We start from the raw sequence: 24,286 nt of genomic DNA, 5'->3' as shown, positions 1-24,286 counted from the left end.
CTGAGAGTAATCTTGTTCAGGCTTCCGCTTCGATTTTTAGACATTATTATACATTAGAATAAAAAAAACAACTCTTTTTTATTGTTTATAGCCCATCAACTTTGACACCTCTTGCTGTAATTTGTCTATTACATAAATCGTGTATTCCCGATCTGTCCTTGAACTGTCAAAAGAAAGAGGTTTGCCGAAGGATATTCTCACAGATCTCTTTTCCGGGTGGGATAACCACCCGCGTTTTGGCATGAATTGATTACTGCCACAAATGGCCATTGGCACGACCCTTCTTCCAGATTTCAAAACTATCAGTGAAATACCCCTTTTGAATGCACCCAACGTCCCATCCTCACTTCTTGTCCCTTCGGGAAATACTACAAGCGACTTTTTTGCCGTTAATTTATTAACGGCCGTTAAAAGGGTAGCATATGCCTTTCTGTCTTCCGTCCTTTGGATGGGGATATGTCCCGATGCGGTCATATACGCCCCCAGAACAGGGACATAGAAGACCGTATCCTTTGAGATAAAGCTAAAGTTTACGGGGATAAAGGCGAGAGAGAGTTTAATGTCCATCATACTTTGGTGATTTGAGATGAAAATAACCGGCTCTTTCCTGGGTATATTCTCTAAACCCTGAATTTCTACCTTCATACCGAGAAGTTTAAATGCAATTCGGCTAAAGAACCTTTCTATCGTATTAAATACATTCTCCTTTTCTTTTGTATCAATGCTCAGAATTACCGCAGTCAACGTAGAAAGCATCCAGAGTGAAACAAATAACACCCACGAATATAATGTAAACAGTATCTGATACAATTTCTGCATAATGCTAGTTTTTACTCTGCGTTTCTCTAAGAACCTGATCCCAAAGGCACGCGCGCCGCTTATTCATACAGGAAAGGAAAATTAAAGACTTACAAGACTCTTCTCAAAATGAGAAAATGTGCTTGAGGTCAGATTTCACTACCTATTGTAGCTTTAAATTTATCTTTTTCAACAAGAAGATTACGTTTGAAGGAGTTTTATAAGCCTTAGAATAATATTGGCTATTCACGAAAGTGCAGGACAATTAACAACCAGACTCATGATCATTTCTATGGGTTGGACCAAAACATCAGATCACTGAGAAATTGGACTTTTTAATTATCTGGTCTTTTTATTCTTGACATAACGGATATCTCCTGTTTAAGATGAATCCGAAATTTATGGACAATCAAAAATAAAAAAGCACCGCGATAAGGGCAAACCCTGAGCAATCAGGGGACGCAAAGTAAAGGGTCTTGAAACTCACAGGGTAGTAGTTGAAAGACACCTCTGGTAAAAGACAGCCTTACTGCCGAAGATGTTCTTGATGAATATCTCTCCAGTAAGGCTTTTTTGTTTTTAGGAAGTGAGAACGATTGTGACTTATAACTGAGAATCGTGGTATCCCATGAAAGTTGAATATCTAAAAATGATCGGTCACGGCACGAACGGTTCAGACGGGATTGAAGAAGGCATCCATTTGAGATGGGCTTTTCATGATAAGCTCGGTTTCCCGGCTTGTTTTAAGCTTTACCGGCGCAAGAGCGATATTGGAAACAGGTATGAGTTCCAACTTCAAGATCTCCCTAATCAAACTTTAAATCTACCCTATACCCAGGAAATAGAGCACAATACAGACCTCAAAATTCGATTGGTCTCTGCAGAAATCAATGGCAATGAAGTAGAGGCGCTTACGGTTGAGGAAGTTACTCCCGCAGGTGGACTTCCCATAAACATGATTCCCATCAACGGCGAGCTTAGGATTTCCTTTTCCAAGCCGGTTGCAAGAATAGAATTGGGGTTTCTCGTCAGCCGTAAGTCAAGATTTCAAATTATAGCTCAGACCAAAGATGGCGATTATTATCCCCACACCGTTTTCGGGGGCACGGGAGGCTTCAAAAATATTTCCTTTGATGCTCCAGGCACAATGGGGATCGTCCTCCGGGGAAGGGAGATCAATCTTGCGGCACTGGCCGGGTGGATTTGTACGGTCAAGGGAGAATGGAAGCGGATCAACGAACTTTGCGGATGCGGCTTACCCGTGAACCAGGAAGGAACACCTTATGTGAATGATGTCTATCCTCCCATCATCGGAAGAGACCTGGCTACGGCACTGTGCAGGCTGGGATATTTAAACGTGGCGGACAGCCCCATAACAGCGGCAGAATTCCTGGAATTAAAAGCGATGTTGCTGAGCATGGTGGACGAGGGGTCTCTTGTACCCGTCGGTTGGACCCTTTTCCCCAATAATGAAGAAGCGGCTACCGATGAAACGATGGAGTGCTCAAAATACGATTTTCTTCTGGCTCAAAGTTTACACGTATTTTTTGCCAGGATACTGGACTTATACTTTGTGGACAAGGATACGGACAATGATACCTATTACGATTATAAGGTAACCGCAGAGTGGCCTGGGTGGAATAAACGGAGGCTGGATCATGAAATCACGTTCGATGATTACCAGCTTCATGAATCATTCTTCCCGATACAGCAGCTTGACGATCATGTTGTTCTTTATGCTCCAAAACCACCGCAGATCGCGGAATCATCCTATCCGCTTTTCAGAACTGAGTTGGGACTGGACGTTACAGCAGAAAACCTGCCCATCGTTATTAACTTCTTAAAACCGGTTACAGAGGTGCAGCTTGTACTGGTAAACCCGGATTTTACACCGGGAAGCAAAATAACAGTTGAGGCATACAAGCATCTTTTTTCGGCCTGGGTGGATAGAGAAGATCTATTGCTGGAACGGGGCATGTTACGCCTGCGGGCTGAGCAAATTGATTCCATCAAAATACATACATCCCATGCTATTCTTTGCCGTATCCATTATGATTTCGATCCCTATCCGGTAGACCTGCAACAATACATAATTTGCGGAGTATCCCAACAATCACACTTACCGTTGACACGACCTACCGGATTGGCGGCATCATTTCTTCCGGGAGGCACAGTTACAGACCAGGATGGAAACGTTACCGAGAAACCCTACCTTGCCGGATTGCGATGGGACGTGAACGAAGACCCGGAAAAAGAGCTGATTTCTCTGGCACCGGTGTTATATCACATCGAGCGAAAACTAGAAGGAGGCGCTGTTGAGTTACTGACAGAGGACTCACCGATCTTTGTAACGCCTTTGGTCGTTGAAAGGAGCGAGCGCAACATTCCCATCGGGTGGCCAAAAGAGCGGCAGTATTATACCGAAGCGATTACAAGAGAAACCGTGAACCATTACCGCATTGCCGCCATTGACCTCTTTGGCAGGCAAAGTGAGTTCACCGAATTTGAGACCTATGAGTTAACCGCTCCTAAACCTCCTCATCCTATCGATGTTAAAGCCCAATTCCTTGACTGTAGCACATACAATCCTTCGGAGGATTCTTTCGCTGATTCAATGATAAACGATATTGACAAAGACTGGCTTCGTGCGAACCGGAAAAATGCGATTGTCGTCCGTTGGAAATGGCCTGAAAATTTACAGTTGCAGGCCCCGGATGTGGAAGGGTTTAACGTTTACTTCATGCAGGGGTGGTTGAATACCTATACCGGCATCATTGTGACCGAGCCGATTGAAGTGGTGGTGGCAAAGACTAGCCTCAACCTCACGCAAAAAGAACTTGAGAAGTATGCTATCTTCGAGGAAACTCCCGAAGATATCCCGGTTTATACATTCCAGATTTCGCTCGATGTGTATCCTCCCCCTTTGCCTGAACCGATACCTTTCATGACAAGAGATGGAGAAAGAGCCATACTCCCCGAAGATGCTTTCCGGTTGTGCTGGCTCACCCAGGGAAACCACAGCTTTTTGATCCTGAAAAACAATGGGGAAAGTCAACCTTCCCTCTGGGTATTGAAACTGAACGATATTCCTTTAAAAGACAAAGGCTTCGGTATTGCCGTCACGGCTGAGAAGAAATTTTTTATTGACTACAAAAACCCTGAGCATTGGACAGACAACCGTATCACCCATCAGGAGCCGAAAGATTTGAGGGCTGATTATACGGTGTATATCGAAGATCCTGCTTTTCCGAATCCGGCCATTGAAGCTTCCGATATCAATAAGGTACGATACGCCCAGATTGGCGTCAACTCCTTTATCGGCGATGTGCTCGGTAGCGTTTCTCCCCCATCGACGATCATGGCGATTTACCGTGGAACGCCCGCCGCTCCCATTGCTTTTGCACCACTACCGGATGAACCGATTCAAGCATTGAAAGCCACACCGGCCAATGTGCACGGCAAGTCGTCCTTTGCCTTGCGCTGGCAAAAAGAAAAAACCTCGGTGAAGCATTACGTTTACAGAGTATTGGACGATACGCTTTTTGTTGTAGATAACAAAATAAGGCAAACCCGCAGCGCCTCTGTTTACGATGATTTCAAGGCCAATCATCCGGAATTTGACCCGGCTGATGTGGACGTGGTAAAAGAGATCTCCTTTGAATCGAATCCCAAGCTCGTTGCGCAAAATTATGCAGGACTTACGCCGGGACAATTGCAGATATTAGCCAGTCTTCCCGATAATGTGAACGCCTTTACCGAGTTAAACGGTACTCCGATTGACGAAAGTGATCCGGCTTATGAGGATAGAATTACTGAAATACCCGACCCGGTCAGAGGCGCGACCTACACCCCTGATCCTGCTAATGTCTTGCTGTATGTGGACGAAACCTTGGACGGCAGGGGCAATAACCGCTATTTTTATGCGCTACGATCAGTGGATACCAACGGCATGCAGAGTGTATTGAGCTTAGCCACACCTCCTGTGGAGGTTCCCAAAACTACTCCAGCTCCCGCTCCGGTCATTACGGCGGTGGCGGGCGGCGAAAACCAAATCACTATCAGGTGGGCGAAGAATCCGGGGGCTGAGATCGCAGGGTATTTGCTATATCGAACTCAGGATAATAAAAAAGCCAAAGACTGGCGCCGGATGGAGTTCATTAAGGCTAATGATACAGATACTTATACCGTAGAAGTTACGGAACCTTTGCCTCAGAAGGAGTTTGAATTTATCGATAACACCGTCCTTCCAAGGCAACCGTATTATTACGGCCTGGTAGCGGTAGGGCTTGATGACAACGGCAAGCAGCTGAAATCGAGAATGTCCTCGACAAAGAGTGGACAGGCGTATGACTTGACACCACCCGAGCCGCCGCAGTGGGATGAAGTGAATTCTGGCTGGGTGTACGTGGACGACAACGGTACCGTATACGAATGGGGTGCGGACCTGACAGAGGCGTCTAATCCGCAGCCGGCCATTCGGCTCGTTTGGATGGAAGACGCCCGTGTCAAATCTGTACTCATTGCGAGAATTGGCGCGTCGAGCAGCTTCAGTGCCGTTATCGCCAACTGGGTGTCAGGAGGGTCATTCATTACTGGAAGAAGATTCCATCTCGACAGGTTAGCGGGCGTCAGTGAAAGCTATACTTACGTTGGAAAGTCCAAATCTCATGCGAAATTGCTCTCAACAAGTCAAACCACAATCGTCATTGATCCACCGTCCGACCCATCGAACGCCGTAAGAATACGGCCAAATGTAAGGAGACGACTATGAGTCTACCAATACCAATTATGCTACAAGCGCTTTGTTCTGGGGAGAAAGGCCTGTTGGAAGACATCGAACCGCCTGATCCGCTCGCTGGGAAGCAGGAAGCAAAGGATCTTTCTTGGATTGCGGACGCGATGCCTCTTATCCTAATTCCGCGTATTGAGGGTTCTCTGGAAGATGCGTTCGATGCCTTTGAACAACAAGCGAATGCTATCAACCTTGTTGAGGGCACAACCCGCACCTTGGGCACAGTGACGTTCACTGAATATTCATTCACACACACTGACACATCGCTGACGTCTGTGTATGCATTGACCAGCGGCCATTTGTATTATCTTCCCGCCGGGAAATCTGATTCCGGGCTGCTAAGTGGGGCTATACCGGATGAAGACGTGTTTATTCTGAAGCCCTTAAAATCAATCCTGGATGTCTACTGGAAAGATTCACATCCGGGACGTAAACCGTTGCTTGAGGAATGTGCTTATTTGAATGTGTCCCTAGTGTCGGATGAAAATCTCAAATTGCTTATTCAAAGGTCAAGTACTGAAGAATACTTTAAAAAGATTTACAAGTTAAAAAGGGGGTCTGAATTCCAGGGCGATAACTGGGATGCAGAATATCTTAAGTTGTTCAAAGAATTTCCGGATGTGCCCGTTCTCGTACGCGGGGGCGCACAAATTGGCTCGATAAAAAACAATAGCCAGACGGATCCGACACAACGAATTACCCTATTCTTTAAGTTTACCTTGGAAGGACAGCAAGAACTCTGGACGGGGATGGGACATGACGAAGCGGTGAAGACTTTTTTCAAATATTATAGACGCAGGGGGTCCGGTTTGGTTGGCCATCCTCTTATAGCCAAGCTGATAGGTGAATCGGTACGGTCGGGAACTGTTGACGTAATTCCACCTGAACCGATTAATTTTTTATCTTTCAAATTAAGCGATCCTCTGCGCCGGACAAAGTCATCATTCATTAGTGACTTCAAGCTGGGCACAATCTCGACCGGTTCATCTTATCATCCGCTCGCACTTGATCCTGATGAGCACCCGCATCGCCTGATCATCCCGAAGTCACCAAGCACTGCAATCCCACCCACGGAAGTCCCACCTTACCTTGTCCCATTGTTAGGGCCGGAGCATTGGGTTACAAAGCTGAAAATCCACAATCCACTTGGGCTAACGGTCACGATCGAGGGATTCAACGCGGCAGAGGTGAGTATCAACCCGTTTGAAAACATCGTTGCGACTCAGCAGATAGTTGAAGTGAGAGCATCTGAAACTCTGTTCCCGGGGAACACAGAAAGGAAAATTCAGGTCAAAGCAGACGGTGCATTAGTTCATGAAATCGTTCTTACTTTCCTGGATTTCCATGCCGTACCCGTTAAGTTCTACAAGCTGAGCGATACGGATCCTAATAATCAGACAGTAATTCATCAGGCAAACATAGACGAGCAGAAGCTGCGAGAGGTAATCGCTTACGCGAACGAGATTTTAGGCAGGCAGACCAACGTGTACGTTTATCCGGTTGAACAAAACTTTGATGGAAGCATCATTATTTTGCATGAGATCGTGTTCTTCGGAGACCTCGGTGACCCCATAAGTAAAGCTGATGTTAGAAGGGTTGCGGACGATTTCTTTTTTATGAATCAACCTTACAACATCCATGCGATATTTGCCTGGAACCAAGAGGCAACTGAAAATAATAGCGGAGTAACTACGTACTCAGACGATGCCAACCTTGCGATAATCTTGGTAGACACGGAGGGACCGCAACAGAGCTCAACCTATTTGGGTTGGGGTACAACCCTTGTTCATGAGCTTGGACACTGGTTTTCAAACATCTTTAGCCGTGTACCAAATCTGGAGAATGGCCTGCCCGAATGCACCGGTTCCTTCATTTATTTCGACCACCCCGGTGATTTATATGAAGGATGCCCGGGGGGTGATTGGAGTTTCAATAACAACCTGATGGCATCGGCAGGGGGCCTGCTTATCACATTCGAACAGGCAAAGGTGTTTAATGAAAATGCGCATCAGGTATTGCCCTAGCCCAGAAATGCGACTAAATCTGTCGGAAGCTACAATGGAATAACAAGGTAAAAAGTAATGAGTGACCTGAGCCAATTTTTTGCGGTGATTTGTTGAACGCCTGAAAAACACGACGCAATGCGAGGGGATAAAGATGGGTTTCCCAATTATATTACAACCGTTTGGTTGTGGCAAGCGCTTGGAGCCGTTTGATCCTTACGCTGCCCCAGAAGCGGGTGAGAGCTTTATTGACGATGCAATGCCCCTTGTGGAGACACAAGAAGGGGTAAGTCTTGAAAGTTTGATCGCCGGGTATGAAGCGGAGTTTAGCAACATGGACTTTGAGATTGCGCCCGATAATGCAACGCGTGACTTGACTGATCTGTCCGGTGTCGTGACGTTCATTGAATATTGGTTGACATACGCCGGTTCGGGGTCGCAGCCGGTCTATGCACTAACAACCGGGCATCTGTTCTATTTTCATAACGAGAAATCTTTTGGAGACCTTTTGGGCGGGGCCAAGCCGAACCCGGGTGAAGAGATTCTGATTCTGAAGCCATTAAACGCGGTAAAGATTAGCTGGAGGGCATCGCATCCGGGTAGTAAACCTCTACTGGAAGAATGCGTATATTTGAGCGTGCAGATGCTGGATGATAATGCGTTAGAGGAGCTTATCAAAAAAACGGCTACAGAGGACTTCTTCAAAACACAATACAAAACAAAAACAGGGACAGAGTGGCAAGGCACTGGTGACTGGGTTTCGGAATATCTTCAAAAGTTCAAGGAATATTCGGATTGGCCCATAATCGTCAAAGGAGGCGCACAAATCGCCTCAACAAGAGATAGCCCGGATACGACACAGGAACAGCGGGTTTCGATGTTCTTCAAGGTTGGCGGGCAATGGGATGCGCATGACGACGCTGTGAGAACGTTCTTCAAATATCATCAAAGGCGTTCACGCCTGAGTGGGCATCCCCTCATAGCCAGACTATTAGGGCGTTCGGTGAAATCGGGAACCGTGGACGTAATACCCTCGTCAGTTGATCCTGACGGAAGCATTGAGTACATAAAGGACAAACTCATCGAGGATTTTATGTATTTTGCAAGTAATCCTACTGAAACCGAGACAATCTATCATCCGCTCGCGCTTGATCCCGATGAAGACCCGCATCGTCTGATTGTGCCAAAGGCACCGACCAGTGCAATCCCACCTTACCTCGTCCCATCGTTAGGGCCTGATCATTGGGTTACGAAGCTGAAGGTCAGCAATCCGCTGGGTCTGACGATTCAAATCGTGCACGAGTCGGCAGCGGTGAATGTTTTTCTGGTCCCTTCTTCAACGACGGAACAGGTCGTTCAGTTCAGCGCCACTCCGAACTCACCGGGAGAAACCATAGTCAATATTATTGCCGGAGAAACGGGAGAAACCATTTGCGACCTCAATCTCACATTCCTGGATTTCCACGCCGTTCCCGTGAAGTTCTACAAGCTGATTGATACGTCGTACTCCAATTACCAGACGGATATGGACGAACCGAAGCTGCGAGAGGTGGTCGCATACGCAAATGAGATTCTGGGCAGGCAGACCAACGTATACATTTATCCGGTTGAGGAAAGCGGCGTTATTCTGCACGACCACCATGTGGGCGGACTTCTTGGCGATCCCATCACGAGTTTGGAAGCCGTCATTATCGACTTCTTTCTGTTGAACCAATTTAAAAATATAAACGTAGTATTTGTTTGGAACCTGGAAACAGCCGGAACTGCGGAAACCCTTGGCGTGTGCTATGCATGGGAAGAGGCAGACATTGCTGCAATCATGATAGATACAAAGCACCCTAATTATGTTACAAACGTTCCGGCTTTAGCTAAAACACTTGTTCACGAGTTGGGGCACTGGTTTTCGGACGTGTTCATCTTTTTCCCTAACCGTAAGGCGGGGCTACCTCTATGTAGTGGTTCGCACATTCATTTTAAACATGGATGCCCTGGCGGTGACTGGGGCTTCTATAGCAATATGATGTATGTGGGGCGGAACGGCCTGTTTATCACTCTCAACCAAACAGAGGTGTTCAATGGCCATGCGGACGATGTGTTACCCTAGCACGATGTAACGACAAAGGTAAGGATAAACCATGAGTGATTTGACACAATTCGTACCGATTCGGCTGATCCTCTCCGGATGGCCGACTAATATTCTGGCAATCCCCCCTCAGATAGACCAGATAGGTCTGGCGGATTTCGAAGCGACATCCAGTGGTCATTCCTCGCTGGTCGCAAGTGGCACATTGCAAATCCTCGTTGACATCGAAGCCGATTTACCGCTTATTCCCGGACTCTCTCTGGCAGTGCTCAACAACGGCGATTTCACGGAATTCGGCTTTGAAATTGAATACCTGGGTGACTGGTTTGCTGTTGCACTCCAATCTCTCTCTGCAGCGCTACGCTTTCAAACGGGTTTACTGAAGAGGATGGAAGCCACCGCAGACGGCTTCGTAGAAGCCCCGCCTGACCCGGAGACGGAAGAACCGCAGCCGGTAGAGATCCTCATGGAAGGTGCGGATCTGAGCGTCAATTCCGACGGCGATTTTGCTTTCACATTTGCGGAGGGTGCGCCTGCACTGGCGATTCAGCCGTTCATGATAGGTGATACCGGTGTCATCATTGAGGTGACTGCCCTTAAGTTAATCCTTTCTGCGGAAGCAGTTGAAACACTGCCCGATTCCATTCCGGACGATTGGCGCGGCGTCTACCTTGAGCAGGCCACCATCCACCTCCCCGAAGGGTTAAACGGAATTTTGCCCGATGACGTTACGCTCGAAGATTTTTTCATCGGCTCCGGCGGCTTTTGCGGTAAGGTTACCGGTAATTGGACCCCGGATGATCCGGAAAATCCCTTCGATGAGATGTCCGGCGACATCTTTGGATTTCAATTCAGGACCACGAGCATTGGTATTGAATTCAAACAAAACGCCCTGGTTTCAGGAAGCATCGCGGGCTACCTGCAGTTGCCTTTCTTTGATGAAGCTGTTGCGGTAGAAGTAGGCTTGACCAATGATGGTGATTTTACCATAAGAGTAAACGATCCTGATGGCTTATTCATACTGGAAAAAGATGGCATCATCTCCATCGAGGTCAGCAGTCTGGAATTTGTCAAGGAAGGCGAAGAATTGTTTTTTAAGTTGACCGGCGAAGTTACGCCGGAACTTGCGGGACTTGCCTGGCCTTCGTTTGAACTGAAGGGACTCACCATCGGCTCGGATGGAACGGTTAGAGTGGAAGGGGGGTGGATTGAGTTACCCGACCAGAAAGCTCTGGACTTCCATGGATTCAAACTAGAGATTGCAAAGCTAGGATTCGGTAGCGATGAGCTGGAGGGCAAGCTGTTCAAATGGATCGGTTTCTCCGGGGGTATTCAGATTATTGAGGCGCTTCCCTTGCGTGGGGGTGTGGAAGGACTTAAGGTCATGTGGGCTGAAGACGGGGAGTTTAAGCTTAAGATTGGCGGTGTCTATCTGCAGTTCGAAATCGAAAATGTGCTCACTTTTGACGGATCGGTCTATTTCATCGACGAAGAAGAACCCGAATACATCAAGGAATTCCGCGGCGGAGTAAGCCTGAATCTCATCCCCATTAACCTAGTAGTGGATGCTCAGTTCATCACTGGCAAAACAACGGATTACAATTATTTTTATATCGCTATCGGTCTCGATTTGCCCGTCGGTATACCATTAGGGCCTCCTATTCTCGGTCTTTATGGTTTGGCCGGTTTATATGGTCAGAATATGACCCTCGACTACCAGGCGCTTATCGACTATGAGGATGTGGCCAATCGCCCCGACTTAACTGATGCCAGCCCTACCGGCAAGTGGATCAAACAAAAGGACGCCATGGCATTTGGCGCCGGTGTCACGGTGGGAACCCTGCCTGATGTAAAGTTTACGGTGAAAGCGAAGGTCTTATTTGTCATCCTCATACCGGGACCGGTTCTTTTGATCGAAGGACACGCCGGTATGCTCTCCCTGGGTGAGAATTATCTCATGCGGGTTTTGGCCGTTCTCGACCCTACGGCCGGGACATTCCTGATGAACATCTCAGCCTCATATCAATTTCCCAAAGATAGCGGTGAATTGCTGGATGTTATCGGTGCTGCCGAGGCATATTTTAGTGCAGCCGACCCCAGTAGCTGGCACCTCTACCTGGGTGAGGACAAACCGGAATCAAAAAGGATCCGTGCTGATATCCTCAATTTTTTCCAAGCCCAGACCTACCTGATGGTGGACAACAAAGGTCTCCTGATGGGCGCATGGATCGGTTACGGTCTGGATAAGAAATATGGCATCTTACGTGTCGTCCTCGAGGCCTGGATTAGCGGTGAGCTGGGGTTGAGCACGATGCCTTTACAAGCAAAAGGTTCGATAACCCTGTATGGCAATGCAGAACTCAGCGCGAGCATTGTCAGCCTGGGCATTTCGGTAGAGGCCAATGTCACCGCTCAGGCCCCCAAACCCTTATCTATCTCCGCTTCTTTAGAGGTGCAACTCAAGACGCCTCTCGGCAAGCCGAAGGCTGAAATTAATCTGAAGTGGGAAAAAACGGGAGTGCCGCCTTTTCCGGTTCCACTCTCACCATTGCTCGGCATTGAGCACCGGAAGGTTACTAAGAACTGGGAGATACCGAAATATAGTCCATACCAAGTTGATTCGGATGGACTTTATGTTGGAGATGGCTCTGATGCATTCCCATCCAGACTTACCGTACCCGTGGTACCACCCGATGTATACCTGGTACTCAATTTTGATAAACCCGTGATCGATAACGGTTATATAGGTGCCAATCCTGTCCCATTGTCAAGTAATTATGAAAAAGTCGGCGACTACGAATTTAAGTATGAACTAGTCAGCGTTAAATTGGAATATTGTGATGCATGGGATGAAACGGATATGGAAAGTGGAGACTGGAAAAGTTATATTCCTGCAGTAGGTGATTATAGCTTATCCGGTTTCTGGCAAATAATACCGGGAGCTGATCAGGGCAACACGAAACTGTTTTTAAATGCAACAACACCTTTTGAAATTTCAAGAGTTCTGGACAACTCCGATATGTGGTACAACACCCTGAGCGTGTATGATCCTAACTACCCTTGTCTGCCCGAAATCACAGAAGAGACTATTTGCACAGACTTCGAGGATCGCGAGTCAGGCACTTATTATTTTATATTAGTTCAGAATGAATTTATCTTTACGTCACCCTTCCCGATGAATGTCCATGGCTACCAGGCCCTCTGGATCGGGACGACAAAAGCGCTCAGCAATGTAGATGGTTATTTTACCATCGAATGTTTAAATATCAAAGCGCAGGAACCGACCGGTCAAATTAATACTAAAGTTATCAAAGATGTGATCATCACAGCAGGGATAGGATATAACTCATATATCCAATTCACCAATAAATACTCAGGCGAAAACATTGAACTATATATTAACTGGTCATTATTGGATGATCCCAATACAATTCCGGCTTACATCTATTTTCCTGAAAACGCTTTTCCGGCCTTGCCATATAAAGTCTGGATTACCTGTATTGTTAGCGATGCACCTGAGGTGCTTTTCACTGCCTTTGATGGAGATGGCAATATCGTTGATGAGGCTAAACTATTTGGAAATACAGGTGAAGCTGCGGTTTATAAATTGGAATCAACCTCCTCAATTATCCGGAAAATAGGCATGATCGGACGGGGGATACGCATCATCGAGATTTGTTATGAAGAGCATCATAGCGTAAAGATGCCTTCCATATTGGTTACGCCACCTGAAGATATTGTCAGGGCAGATCTTTATTTATCAAAAGAGTCTCTGGGAACAGTTTACTTATATGATAAGGAAAACAGAGAGCTAAAACAAATTGAATTCAATATCCCATCAACGATACCTGATGAAGAGATGCAACCCGTTATCCTCAGTCTGGATACAGGAGAAGCATTCCGGTCTTTTCTTGTGGCCGGTGGTTTTGATATTATCCGTGTCTGTGGCGTAACAAAGGAAGCACGCGATATATTTGAGTATAATTCCGGTTTGAGCACTCATTTGCAAACCAGTCTTGAAGAAACCTGGGGTAAGCATACTGCCCAAATTTTGGAGCCCAATAAATACTACCGCCTCGTCATCGAAACCCAAAGCAGTAGAAGAAAAAATGAAGGGGAATGGGAAAACCCGGGGGCATCCTTCATGGAATACATGTTCTTTAAGACAGGCAATCCTCCCGGACCACCTGCGTCAACACAAACGGAAGTTGACGACACTAACCGATATGATTTAGATGGACCATTAAAGGACATAAGTGCATACATAGATTACACCATCCCGGCAGGAGCTACGGCGGATGAAGCACAGCCTTACATCTACCGGTCATACGATATTGGTGTTGTTTACAACGATTCCTATATCGATCAGATGTACCAGATGGCTGGACTGCCGATCAAGATCAGGCTATTGGATAACAATAATCTTCCGGTCTTGAATGCCGCTGGTGAGGAGCTGGAATTCGTTAACCTGTGGGGTGATAACCCCGAACTTTCACTGACCAGAGAAGAAACGCGTTACGAGGACATACTTAACGACAGCGGGTGTGTGACTATGGTAGGTGTTACTACCGAGACAAACAATGAGATACTCGCCTCTTCAAGTGACTTGTTATTAAAGCCTCAGATTCAATACCGGGCGCTGGTCATGGCCGGAGATATGCCGGTTTATGAGTTTGCCTTCTTAACTTCGAGGTACGCGAATTTCATCCATCATATCCACTCGTTTCAGGACGCCGTCTGGAATCATTTTAACCTTCTCGAAAACCCTGATTACGAGATAGACGCAACCGCTCTGGGGCAGATATTGACCAATTCAGAGGAAAAATCTGTTAAATTCGAACAGCTCATGTCGATCTTCGACCTGAACCCTAGATCACTGCCGGAGCGTATGGAAGTCGCATTAATGAACAACAAGCATCAGTCTTACGGCTTGCTGTTGGAAAGTCCCGAACCTCTGGATTGGGATAGAACCGAGTTAACTGTTTTATTTGCCAACCGGGTCGATACCATAGAAGAAGCTGATACCGTGGTGAAAATCATAGACGGCGGTGTCGAAAATGTTGCAGTTCCAGGCAAAACTAACATTGAGGAAATTAGTATCTATTCTAATAATCAGTGGGTTGATATTTTGGTCATGGCAACGACCGATCTTTCGGGGTTCATCGTTGAATATCTATCCACCTCCGCCGGTGAAGGGGAGGAGTACCAGGAATATTATCGTTTTCCCGAAAACAGCCTTTACCTGGCTGGCACACGCATCAGAATTTACAACGGCCCTCAGCCGACCTCTCCTGACAAAACCGAACATGTCAATCTTTATGCCGGTCACCAAAGTGGCATATTCGAGGCCGCGGGAACCTACATAAGGATTAAAGATACAGATAATGAAATATTACACACCCGACCGATCTTCTCAACTGCCGGGCTGGCTGAAGTTGATTCAAATATTATTAAAAATCAGGACGGCACAAGGGCATTCATTTTTATTAAGAGCGGGAATAACGAATTCAGCGAGTTAGACAACGGGATCTATCGCCTGGACTTCGAATTCAAGCGTGACATCGGCCCAAACACCCCGATTCTAAAGAGATTTGGATTTACCGATGTGGAAGAAACATTCATAGAATTTTCGCTAATAAAATAGGCTGCCTTTGGCAGCAACTTTTAAAGCTCCCCTCTAGAAAGATAGTCCGGGGGTGTGTAATCATACCTCTTACACATCCCTTAATCCCCTAAAGGGGAAACTACCGGTTTGAAATTCCTTGCTAAGCTTTAAAACAGCCATTCAATTATTCTGGCATGGAACTACAATCCTTGCCGGGGAAAGGAGAAAAGCGATGAAGACACTAAGCGTCATTACTTTTTTCATCCTTGCAGTATTCATCCGTGGCGGAAGTGCATTCGCAGGATTTGAAGGGAATAGCAACACATTTTACGGGACAAATGCGGGCACTAACACGGCTGGTGATGACGATGAAGCCACTTTTGCCGGATTTGATGCCGGGGCTAGCAACAGTACGGGGAGGGCCAACAGCTTCATCGGCTATCGCGCCGGACGAAATAACACCGAAGGGTCAGGGAACAGCTTTCTCGGTTCGAATGCAGGCGTAAGCAACACGACAGGGTCTAACAACAATTTCTTTGGGAATGCTGCCGGTTCCGCCAATACTACAGGGCATGACAACACCTTCATCGGGCTTATCGCCGGAGGGCAAAATACTACGGGGTATAACAACAACTTCCTCGGAAATTGGGCTGGTTGGAGTAACACCACGGGATATAATAACAACTTCTTTGGAGCCGCTGCCGGATACAACAATACCACAGGACACAATAACAGTTTCATCGGTTATAATGCAGGTGACAAAAACACTACAGGGAATTTCAACAGCTTCCTTGGTAATTATGCCGGCTTTGAAAATACCACAGGCAACAACGACACCTTTCTCGGCTACGCTGCCGGCTACAGAAACACCACAGGATTCAACAACAGCTTCGTAGGATATGTTGCCGGCTACAGCAACACCACAGGACACAACAATAGCTTCATCGGAAATTATGCCGGTTACTATAACACCACAGGGAACTACAACTGCTTCCTCGGATATGTTACCGGCTACAAGAATACCACAGGGTCCGCTAACAACTTCTTTGGAAATCTTGCCGGCTACACCAACAGCACAGGGCACGACAACACCTTCATCGGAAATTCGGCTGGTCGTGCCAACACCACAGGGTACTACAACAGCTTCATCGGAAATTATGCCGGTTACAGCAACACCACAGGGAGCTACAATGTCTTTCTTGGCTATCGTGCAGGCTACAACGAGACTGGTTCAAACAAGCTGTACATCGATAATTCTTCAACGACCAGCCCGCTGATCTACGGCGACTTTGCAGCAAATAGCCTGACGTTCAACGGGAGTGTGAACGTCACGGGCAATCTCACGAAAGGGTCGGGCAGTTTTGTGCAGCCCCATCCGTCCGATCCAACCAAAGAAGTGGTCTACGCACTTTTCGAGGGACCCGAACATGCGGTCTTTCTCAGAGGCAAGGCAATGCTCGTTAGCGGTATGGCAACCATCGAGACACCTGAACACTTTCGGATCGTCGTGGGAAAGGATGAAGACATCACAGTCCAGCTCACCCCGAGGTATGCGGACACCTTCGGTCTGGCGGCGGCTCGAGTGACAAAGGAAAAGATAGAAGTGAGGGAGCTCAAGGGAGGGACAAACACCTATGAGTTCGACTATTTCATTACGGCAAAGAGGGCTGGGTTTGAAGGGCATGAGCCCATACAGCCAAACACTCACTTCACCGCAGACATGAAGACCTCCGGGGATTTTGAGAAGGCATATGAAAAAACGGATGAGCTGACGGTCAATGCCATGAGGAATCTGCTCATATCCAACGGTATTCTAACAAAGGCAGGGAAACTCAATCGGGAGACAGTTGCAAAACTCGGCTGGACAGTAAAGGACGGTGAGGTTACCGTACGGAAACAATAGGCGTAGTATCTTCCAAAGATAATCTTGAAATTGGTTCTATGAATCCCGCTGAAGAATGAAAATAATGACTTATTGCAGCAAGAAAGCTTAAAATAAGATTTTGTTTGACAAACGGGTACCCAAGACATAACCTTAATTTTATTATGAGAAGAGATTACGTAATATCGATATCTTTGAGCGGAATCAAATTCATGAAGGGATTATTTTTTAAATCAATACAAACCGTGAGGGATTTAATTGATTTTCTTATCCTTCTCAACTTCAGGAATATCGGGTCGCAAAACAGCCGGGATATAATAAAGTTATCTTTACGGGCGGTTTGTAAGAATGTTATTGTAAACCGGTTTTACGGAGGAATGGCGCTCTTATTATCCATAACGCTGCTTCTCTTAATGGTGGGTGCTGCAAGTATTTATGGCCTTTCACGTTTTCCGTTTGGTCTTGGTATTTTCTCTATTAGCAGTCTTATCATACTATGCGTTGTCTTTTTCAGGGTGTTGCTGGTTCCTTTGTTATCTTTATTGAACAGGGAAAAAGTTGCATTATTAATTGAGCAAAAATATCCCTCCTTAAATAACTCCCTCATCAGTTCAATACAACTGACTGCTGCCAGACCAGGCAAAAAGACCGTAGGATATTCAGAACAATTGATCTCGATGCTGGTAGACGATACGGCCAATCGACTTCGACAGTTAGACATTAGTCAGGTAGTGAATAAAAGATTCCTGCGATTAAGCTCTGCAATCCTGATTGCTTCCGTGCTCATTTTTGGTATTGTTTGTGGAGCCAAACCTTCATACTTTCACAAAAATATACCAGCCCTTTTTAGCTACTTAATGACTGGAAAAGCTGTTGGTGAAAAGGAACTGGTTGTTTACCCCGGCCCTGTCATCGGAGATATTACGATAAGTTACCGGTATCCTTTATACTCAGGATTACAACCAAAGACCCTGTACAATACCAGCGGTGATATCAGGGCATTAAAGGGTAGTGAAATACAGATGAGTGCAATCAGCGATAGAACCCTGGTATCCGCAGAGATCGTTTTTAACAATTCAACCAAAATACCTTTTGTTGTAGAAAACGGTAACACGATAAAGGGCGTTTTCTCGCTGCTCGAAAGTGGGACGTACATTTTTGAAACCACAGACTCCCAGGGCGGGATTTTTCAGGATGCGATACCCCATACAATTCAACTGGAGGCTGACCAATTTCCTGAAATCTTTATCAATGTACCGGCAAAAGATATTACGGTTAATGAAAAGGATTCGGTCAACCTTATGTATACGGCGAAAGACGACTTTGGTATCGGTGAAATTTCCCTTGTATTTGAACAAGAGAGCGAAAGAAAGGCCAGAATCCTTAGCACCTTTAGCAAAAAACAGCTTCAGTACAGCGGGGCGTATTTATGGTCATTGAGCGAATTGGGTTTACGGCCCGATGATAAAATTGCATACCACATAGAAGTAAAGGATAATGATACGATATCCGGCCCCAAGATCACTAGCTCCAGGACGTATTATCTGGAGATATACAGTTCTAAAAAAAAGCATCAGGAATTGGTTCAACTGCAAGAAGCGCTTTTGCAGGAAACGCTCTATATGTTGTCTGACGACCTCACAAAGAGGATTGACGACGAAAAGTGCACATCGAAAGACTATTTAGTGATGACACAGGATGGTATCCAGGAGCGTGTGGAAAGAATTGTCGGCCTTTTTACTGATATTTTGGTAGGCATGCAAGATGACACTATGGCAAATTATAGCGTGTATTATTCCCTCGAAAACCTGAAAAACAAATTCCGCGAAGTGACAGATAAAAAACGGATGGCCATTCGGCAGTCTGTACTGACCATACCGGGAGATACTGTTTCTATTCCGTTGTTGAACGAGTTACAAAAAGTCCAGGACGAAGAGGTGGTTGAGGTGGAAAGTGTTATCCTCTTTCTGAACGACTTAATAAAGAAGCAAAAGCTGGAAGAAGTCCTCGATGCGGGGAAAAACCTGATTCAATCCCAAAACAATATCGAAAAACTGCTTGATAAATTACGGGAAGGAGAAGATGCTAAACTCAATGAAAAGGTGCTTTCTGAACTCAAGCACATCGAGGAAACTATCCAGCAAATGGTGGAAAAACTTATGCAGATGGCACAGGGGGAACATATGGATGAATTTTTAAATGCAGATGCCCTGAAAAAGCTCGAGCAGGATGATATTATGAAGGAACTGGATGCCATGAAAGAGGCATTCAGCAAAGGGGATTTGAATGCAGCCCTGCAGGCCGCCCAGAAACTGCTTGCTTCCCTCCAGGAAATGATGAATCAGATGCAATCCTCTGCACAAAATCTTGCAGATTCATCCTATTCAGACATGTTTAAGGATACGAACCAATTACTGGATAAAATATCAGAACTGGAAAATAAAGAGAGAGAATTGACTGAAAATACTGACAAACTGAAGAGAGATATTCAAAAGCGCACCTCAGAATCAACAAAAGAAACCCTCAAATCATTTTTTGAAAAGCAGGGGGAACGATTAGAGGCAATCAAAACAGATGTCACCGAAGCGAAAGAAATCCTGGCGAAAAATGAATTGTTACAGGAATATTTGCAGGTAAATCGTGAATTAAAACGTATGTCGGAAGAAAGAGAGACGATGTCAAGCCGGTTTAGCGAATTTTTTGGCGGTGAGGAAGGCATGATCCCGCCTCAGGAAGAATTTGATAAAGTGGCGGAAACAGCAAAGAAAAATGCGGCATTGAACAGGGAAATCAACAAAGACCCCCTCCAAAGGGATTTTCTGAATATGTCCCGGGAACTGCCGCAGGCGGAAGAAACGCTATCCCATCTGGAAGAGATGCTGAACGGGTGGGATGTAAAAGAGTCATTGAACCTGGCGAGAGAATTGTCAAATAACTTAAACCAGTGGAATAGCCGTATGCAACACACCCTGGAGCAAAAAAGGCTCGCCAAAAAAGAGGAGGTATCCAGGAAAGACCGTGAAGTACCAGAAAAAGTTGAGGATGCCGCCCGTCAAAACCAGCAGATTATTAATGACCTCGAGTCTATGATCCAGACACTTGAAGAACAGCAGCTTGCCAGTTTGACACAGGAAGACCAGGATGATTTACAACAATATGCCGAAAAGCAAAAAGAACTGCAAAAAGAGGCGGATGAGCTCAAAGAGATGGCAGACCGGCTTTCTCGGCAAAATCCATTTATGGATGAGAACGCAGATAACCAGCTTGATATGGCATCAAAATCCATGGAAGGAGCCGGGGAGAAACTGGAAAAACACGATGCACAGGGCGCTGTTATCGATGAGAGGGAATCGTTGTACCGCCTCGCTGAAGCCAAAAAAGGCATGGAAATGGCAAAGGAACGTATCGCGAAAGGGATGATGGGTCAGGGCATGCCCATGCCAAGACCTTTCCGTGGCCGGATGGACGAAGGCCAGTTTGGCGCTTCCACAGAAAAAGTTGAAATACCTTCCGAAGAGGCATACAAGGTACCCAAGAAATTCAGGGAGGACATTTTGAACGCTCTAAAAGAAGGGCTGCCTGAGAAATATAAGGATTTGAACAAGGACTACTATCAGAGATTGGTGGATTAGGTACTTAATAAAAATACGTTGACATTTTTAGCAAAATTTTTATGCAAACGTGAACTTTGTGGTTAAGCTTTTTGTCTCTTACACGCTTGAGGTTTCCTTGCCAGTATCTCGCAAAAAATATTTCGACATTTAAAGTTTACCCGTTCACTTGCAGGTACTCAAGGCTAAAGCATAGTCCCGCGTATCTTTTTCGACACGTTTGATTTAATTTTTGGCTTTTAAAGGGTGCATTACTTTTGAAAAAATCTTTTATTATATTCATAGTTGCATTTGCAATCCACGTTTTACCTGGATTTAAGGCAAGTGCCCAGGAAGAAAAATTTTTCGATGTCATCGGCGAAATAACTTACGGAGAGGAATGTTTACAGTCGTGGCAAATTGAGGAGGCATCAGCCGTCGCCGGCAAATTGCTTTTAACTGCCCCGGAAAATCCCTATGTACGCTTTTTTGCTGGTGAAGTACGCTTCTATGAGGGAAATTATAAAGAATCCTTATCGTTTTTAAAAGAGGCACTAAAAGAACCGGACATCGCGCAAGAGGGTCAAAAATTTTATGACTTTGTAGATAAGATTTATCAAACGGCGGGTAAATTCAAAGAGGCCAAAACCGAACACTTCCTTTTTCGCTATGTGGAAGAGAAGGATGCGATACTGGCCGATTATGCCTTAGATACCCTTGAAAAGGCTTATGACGCGATTGGGAATGACCTCAACTATTTTCCCGCAAAACCTATCCTTGTTGAAGTATTCCCCGATGCAGAAAGCTTTTGTACCATCTCAACACTTACCAAAGATGAGATTGAAACCTCTGGTACGGTAGCGATCTGCTTATTTAATCGTGTAATCATTACAAGTCCGCGTCTCTTACCGAGGGGATATCAGTGGCTTGATACCCTGACTCACGAGTATGTTCACTATGTAATCATGAAAAAGACTTACAACCGTGTACCCATCTGGCTCCACGAAGGCATTGCAAAATTTGAAGAAAAACGCTGGCTTGATAGCTCACATCCAAAACTTCCGGTTTCTTTAGAGAGTCTGGTAGCCGAGGCAATAGAAAAGGATTATTTTATTACATTCGGGCAAATGCACCCCTCCCTGGCAAAATTAAAAAAGAAAGAAGACACAGCCCTCGCCTTTGCTGAAGTCTTTACGGTAATCGATTACCTGTTTAACCAGGGCGGTTATCCTTTGCTCGTATCCATTCTGGACGGTATAAAAAACGGGAAATCGACAGAAGATGCGGTATCTTCCGCAACAGACATTCCATTCGTTGATTTTGAAAGGAATTGGTTGCAGGACCTGAAACAGAAAAAATTCCGGAGGATTCACGGCATTCAGATACTTCCCACAAAGCTCAAAGAATCATCAGCGATTGTAGATGATATGGAAAGTGTTGCCGAAATAGAGGTAAAGGATGCAAAAAAATATGCCATACTTGGTGACCTCCTGCGCCACGAGGGACTGCACAATGCGGCTATCATAGAATACGAAAAGGCATTCAGGAAGGCGGGCCACATTTCTCCGCAAATCCAGAATAAATTAGCAATGTCCTACATCATGGACACGCAATATGCAAAGGCAGAGGAAATCCTGAAGGTGGCTCTGGAATATTATCCGGAATATACTACCACATATATTTCTTTAGGTGAACTCTACCAGCGGAAAGGCGAGTACGACGCCGCCATAGAAATTTTATCGCAGGCTAATCACATCAATCCCTTTCATCCCATCATCCACAAAAATCTTGCACAATTGTATGATAAACTGGGCCGGAAAGAAGATGCCGCAAAAGAACTCAGGAGGCTTGCGCTGCTGAGCAAATGATGGTTCCGTAACGGAATAGGGAATACCTTGCACCGACATTGATCCCGGATAAAGGGGGGCGGCGGCGTCTCTGATTTTATGAATGGTGGAAAGGAGTGTGAATTACGGGTGTTTCGGTGTCTCTATTCGGAAATGGCAGTGCAGATATATTTGTTAAAAATGGGAAGGGGTGTGTTTGTAATCACCCCTTCCTGTTAAGAACTGCTGAAGAAATCAAATCTTATTTATCGTATTACGCAGTTTTCCTGTATTTTTGTGCCAATAACGGCATTTCACCACTTACAACGGCAGGTGTAACGAGGAATGTTGAGTCGCCTTTATTGGAAGGCAAATGATACATGGCATCTAACATAAAACTCTCAAATATAGACCTTAACGCTCGTGCGCCTGTTTTCCTTTCAAATGCCTTTTTGCTGATTGCTACTAATGCATCGGGAGAGAATTCTAACCTGGTCTCTTCCATCTCAAAGAATTTTTGATATTGCTTGACCAGTGCATTCTTTGGTTCCGTCATGACCCTGATCAAGTCTTCCTGTGTTAGCGGCATTAACGGAGCAAGTATGGGGAGTCGCCCTACAAATTCCACAATCATTCCGAAATCAATAATGTCTTCGACCTCTATTCTACTCAGGATTTCACCGAAAGATTCATCTGGCTTGTTCTCTTTTTGTGTATCAAACCCGATATTGGTTTTTCCAATTCTCCTCCGGATAATTTCCTCTATTCCCGCAAAGGTACCGCCACAAATGAAAAGGATATCCTTTGTGTCCATTTGAATATACTGTTGTTCGGGGTGTTTCCTGCCGCCCTGGGGAGGTATATTGGATATGGTGCCTTCCAGCATCTTCAATAATGCCTGCTGGACGCCTTCACCAGAAACATCCCTTGTGATAGATGGATTAGGATTTTTTCTGGCGATCTTATCAATTTCATCAATGTAAATAATTCCCTGCTGCGCCTTCTGGAGGTTAAAATCTGCATTTCTTAACAAGCCCAGGAGCACATTTTCCACATCTTCTCCCACGTAGCCCGCCTCAGTGAGGGTAGTCGCATCCGCAATGGTAAAGGGAACGTCAAGGATTCTGGCAAGGGTACGCGCCAGGAGGGTCTTTCCGGAACCGGTAGGTCCAATTAGTAATATATTACTCTTTTCTATCTCAACCCCATCATTACTGGATCTTGTAATCAAACGCTTATAATGATTGTAAACTGCAACTGCAAGGGTTTTCTTCGCCTTTTCCTGGCCTATGATATATTCATCTAACTGGCTTTTTATCTGCGCTGGAGTGGGTATCTTCCCGATGGGTTTGGCCTGGGCGTGCTTTTGGTCCTTTTTCAGGAGCATGTAGCAAGCCTCCACGCATTCATTGCAAATGAAAACATCGACGTCCCCTTGAATCAACCGGTTTACCGCACTGTAGCTTCTTCCGCAAAAGGAACAGCTTTTTTTACTTTCCATGGCTTTTTTCGCCATATGATTTGTACCTCAAAAATATCAATTAATTTTTGATAAAAATATATTTTAAAACATCGAAAATGATAACAGACAGTCTCATATTATGCAAATATTTTTAAAATGCACAATCGTATTCCAGATAACCCAAAAAACTAACCATTAAGAAGCCATTCATGCCGGTACACAGCACTCGTGGCTGGTCACCCCGT

9 protein-coding genes and 1 riboswitch are annotated in these 24,286 nt (G+C 45.6%); of the genes, 7 read left to right on the top strand and 2 right to left on the bottom strand.

Annotated elements, in window-relative coordinates:
- Positions 1-78: 78 nt before the first annotated feature.
- Positions 79-819 carry a 1-acyl-sn-glycerol-3-phosphate acyltransferase gene (locus E3K36_04485; protein MCF6154508.1) on the bottom strand — a complete coding sequence of 247 codons (741 nt, stop codon included), beginning with the start codon at positions 817-819 and terminating at the stop codon, positions 79-81.
- A 405-nt stretch (positions 820-1,224) separates the two neighbouring features.
- A riboswitch (cyclic di-GMP riboswitch) is annotated at positions 1,225-1,335 on the top strand.
- 91 nt (positions 1,336-1,426) lie between these two features.
- On the opposite strand from E3K36_04485, the gene E3K36_04480 reads away from it, so the two are divergent.
- From E3K36_04480 to E3K36_04450, 7 genes are all read left to right on the top strand, one after another.
- Complete coding sequence (locus tag E3K36_04480; GenBank protein MCF6154507.1) at positions 1,427-5,569, top strand: hypothetical protein; 4,143 nt, start codon at positions 1,427-1,429, stop codon at positions 5,567-5,569.
- Entirely contained in the window at positions 5,566-7,614 is a 2,049-nt protein-coding gene (locus E3K36_04475; protein MCF6154506.1) for a hypothetical protein, read from the top strand. Before E3K36_04480 ends, E3K36_04475 begins: the two co-directional genes overlap by 4 nt.
- 373 nt (positions 7,615-7,987) lie before the next feature.
- A complete protein-coding gene (locus E3K36_04470; protein MCF6154505.1) occupies positions 7,988-9,697 on the top strand; it encodes a hypothetical protein in 1,710 nt (569 codons plus the stop codon).
- A gap of 31 nt (positions 9,698-9,728) precedes the next feature.
- Positions 9,729-15,320 carry a hypothetical protein gene (locus tag E3K36_04465; protein ID MCF6154504.1) on the top strand — a complete coding sequence of 1,864 codons (5,592 nt, stop codon included), beginning with the start codon at positions 9,729-9,731 and terminating at the stop codon, positions 15,318-15,320.
- Between the two features lie 193 nt (positions 15,321-15,513).
- The gene (locus E3K36_04460; GenBank protein MCF6154503.1) at positions 15,514-17,184 is read left to right on the top strand and encodes a hypothetical protein; all 1,671 of its coding nucleotides are present in this window, start codon (positions 15,514-15,516) and stop codon (positions 17,182-17,184) included.
- A gap of 191 nt (positions 17,185-17,375) precedes the next feature.
- Complete coding sequence (locus E3K36_04455) at positions 17,376-20,795, top strand: hypothetical protein (GenBank protein ID MCF6154502.1); 3,420 nt, start codon at positions 17,376-17,378, stop codon at positions 20,793-20,795.
- A 236-nt stretch (positions 20,796-21,031) separates the two neighbouring features.
- Positions 21,032-22,621 (top strand): tetratricopeptide repeat protein, encoded by a 1,590-nt coding sequence (locus E3K36_04450; protein MCF6154501.1) that lies wholly within the window; start codon positions 21,032-21,034, stop codon positions 22,619-22,621.
- A 232-nt stretch (positions 22,622-22,853) separates the two neighbouring features.
- Here E3K36_04450 and clpX read toward each other — a convergent pair whose 3' ends face one another.
- A complete protein-coding gene (gene clpX, locus E3K36_04445) occupies positions 22,854-24,095 on the bottom strand; it encodes an ATP-dependent Clp protease ATP-binding subunit ClpX (GenBank protein ID MCF6154500.1) in 1,242 nt (413 codons plus the stop codon).
- Positions 24,096-24,286 lie beyond the last annotated feature (191 nt).

This window comes from Candidatus Brocadia sp., assembly GCA_021646415.1.
Lineage (GTDB): Bacteria > Planctomycetota > Brocadiia > Brocadiales > Brocadiaceae > Brocadia.
This window is presented reverse-complemented; position numbering and strand designations above follow the sequence as displayed.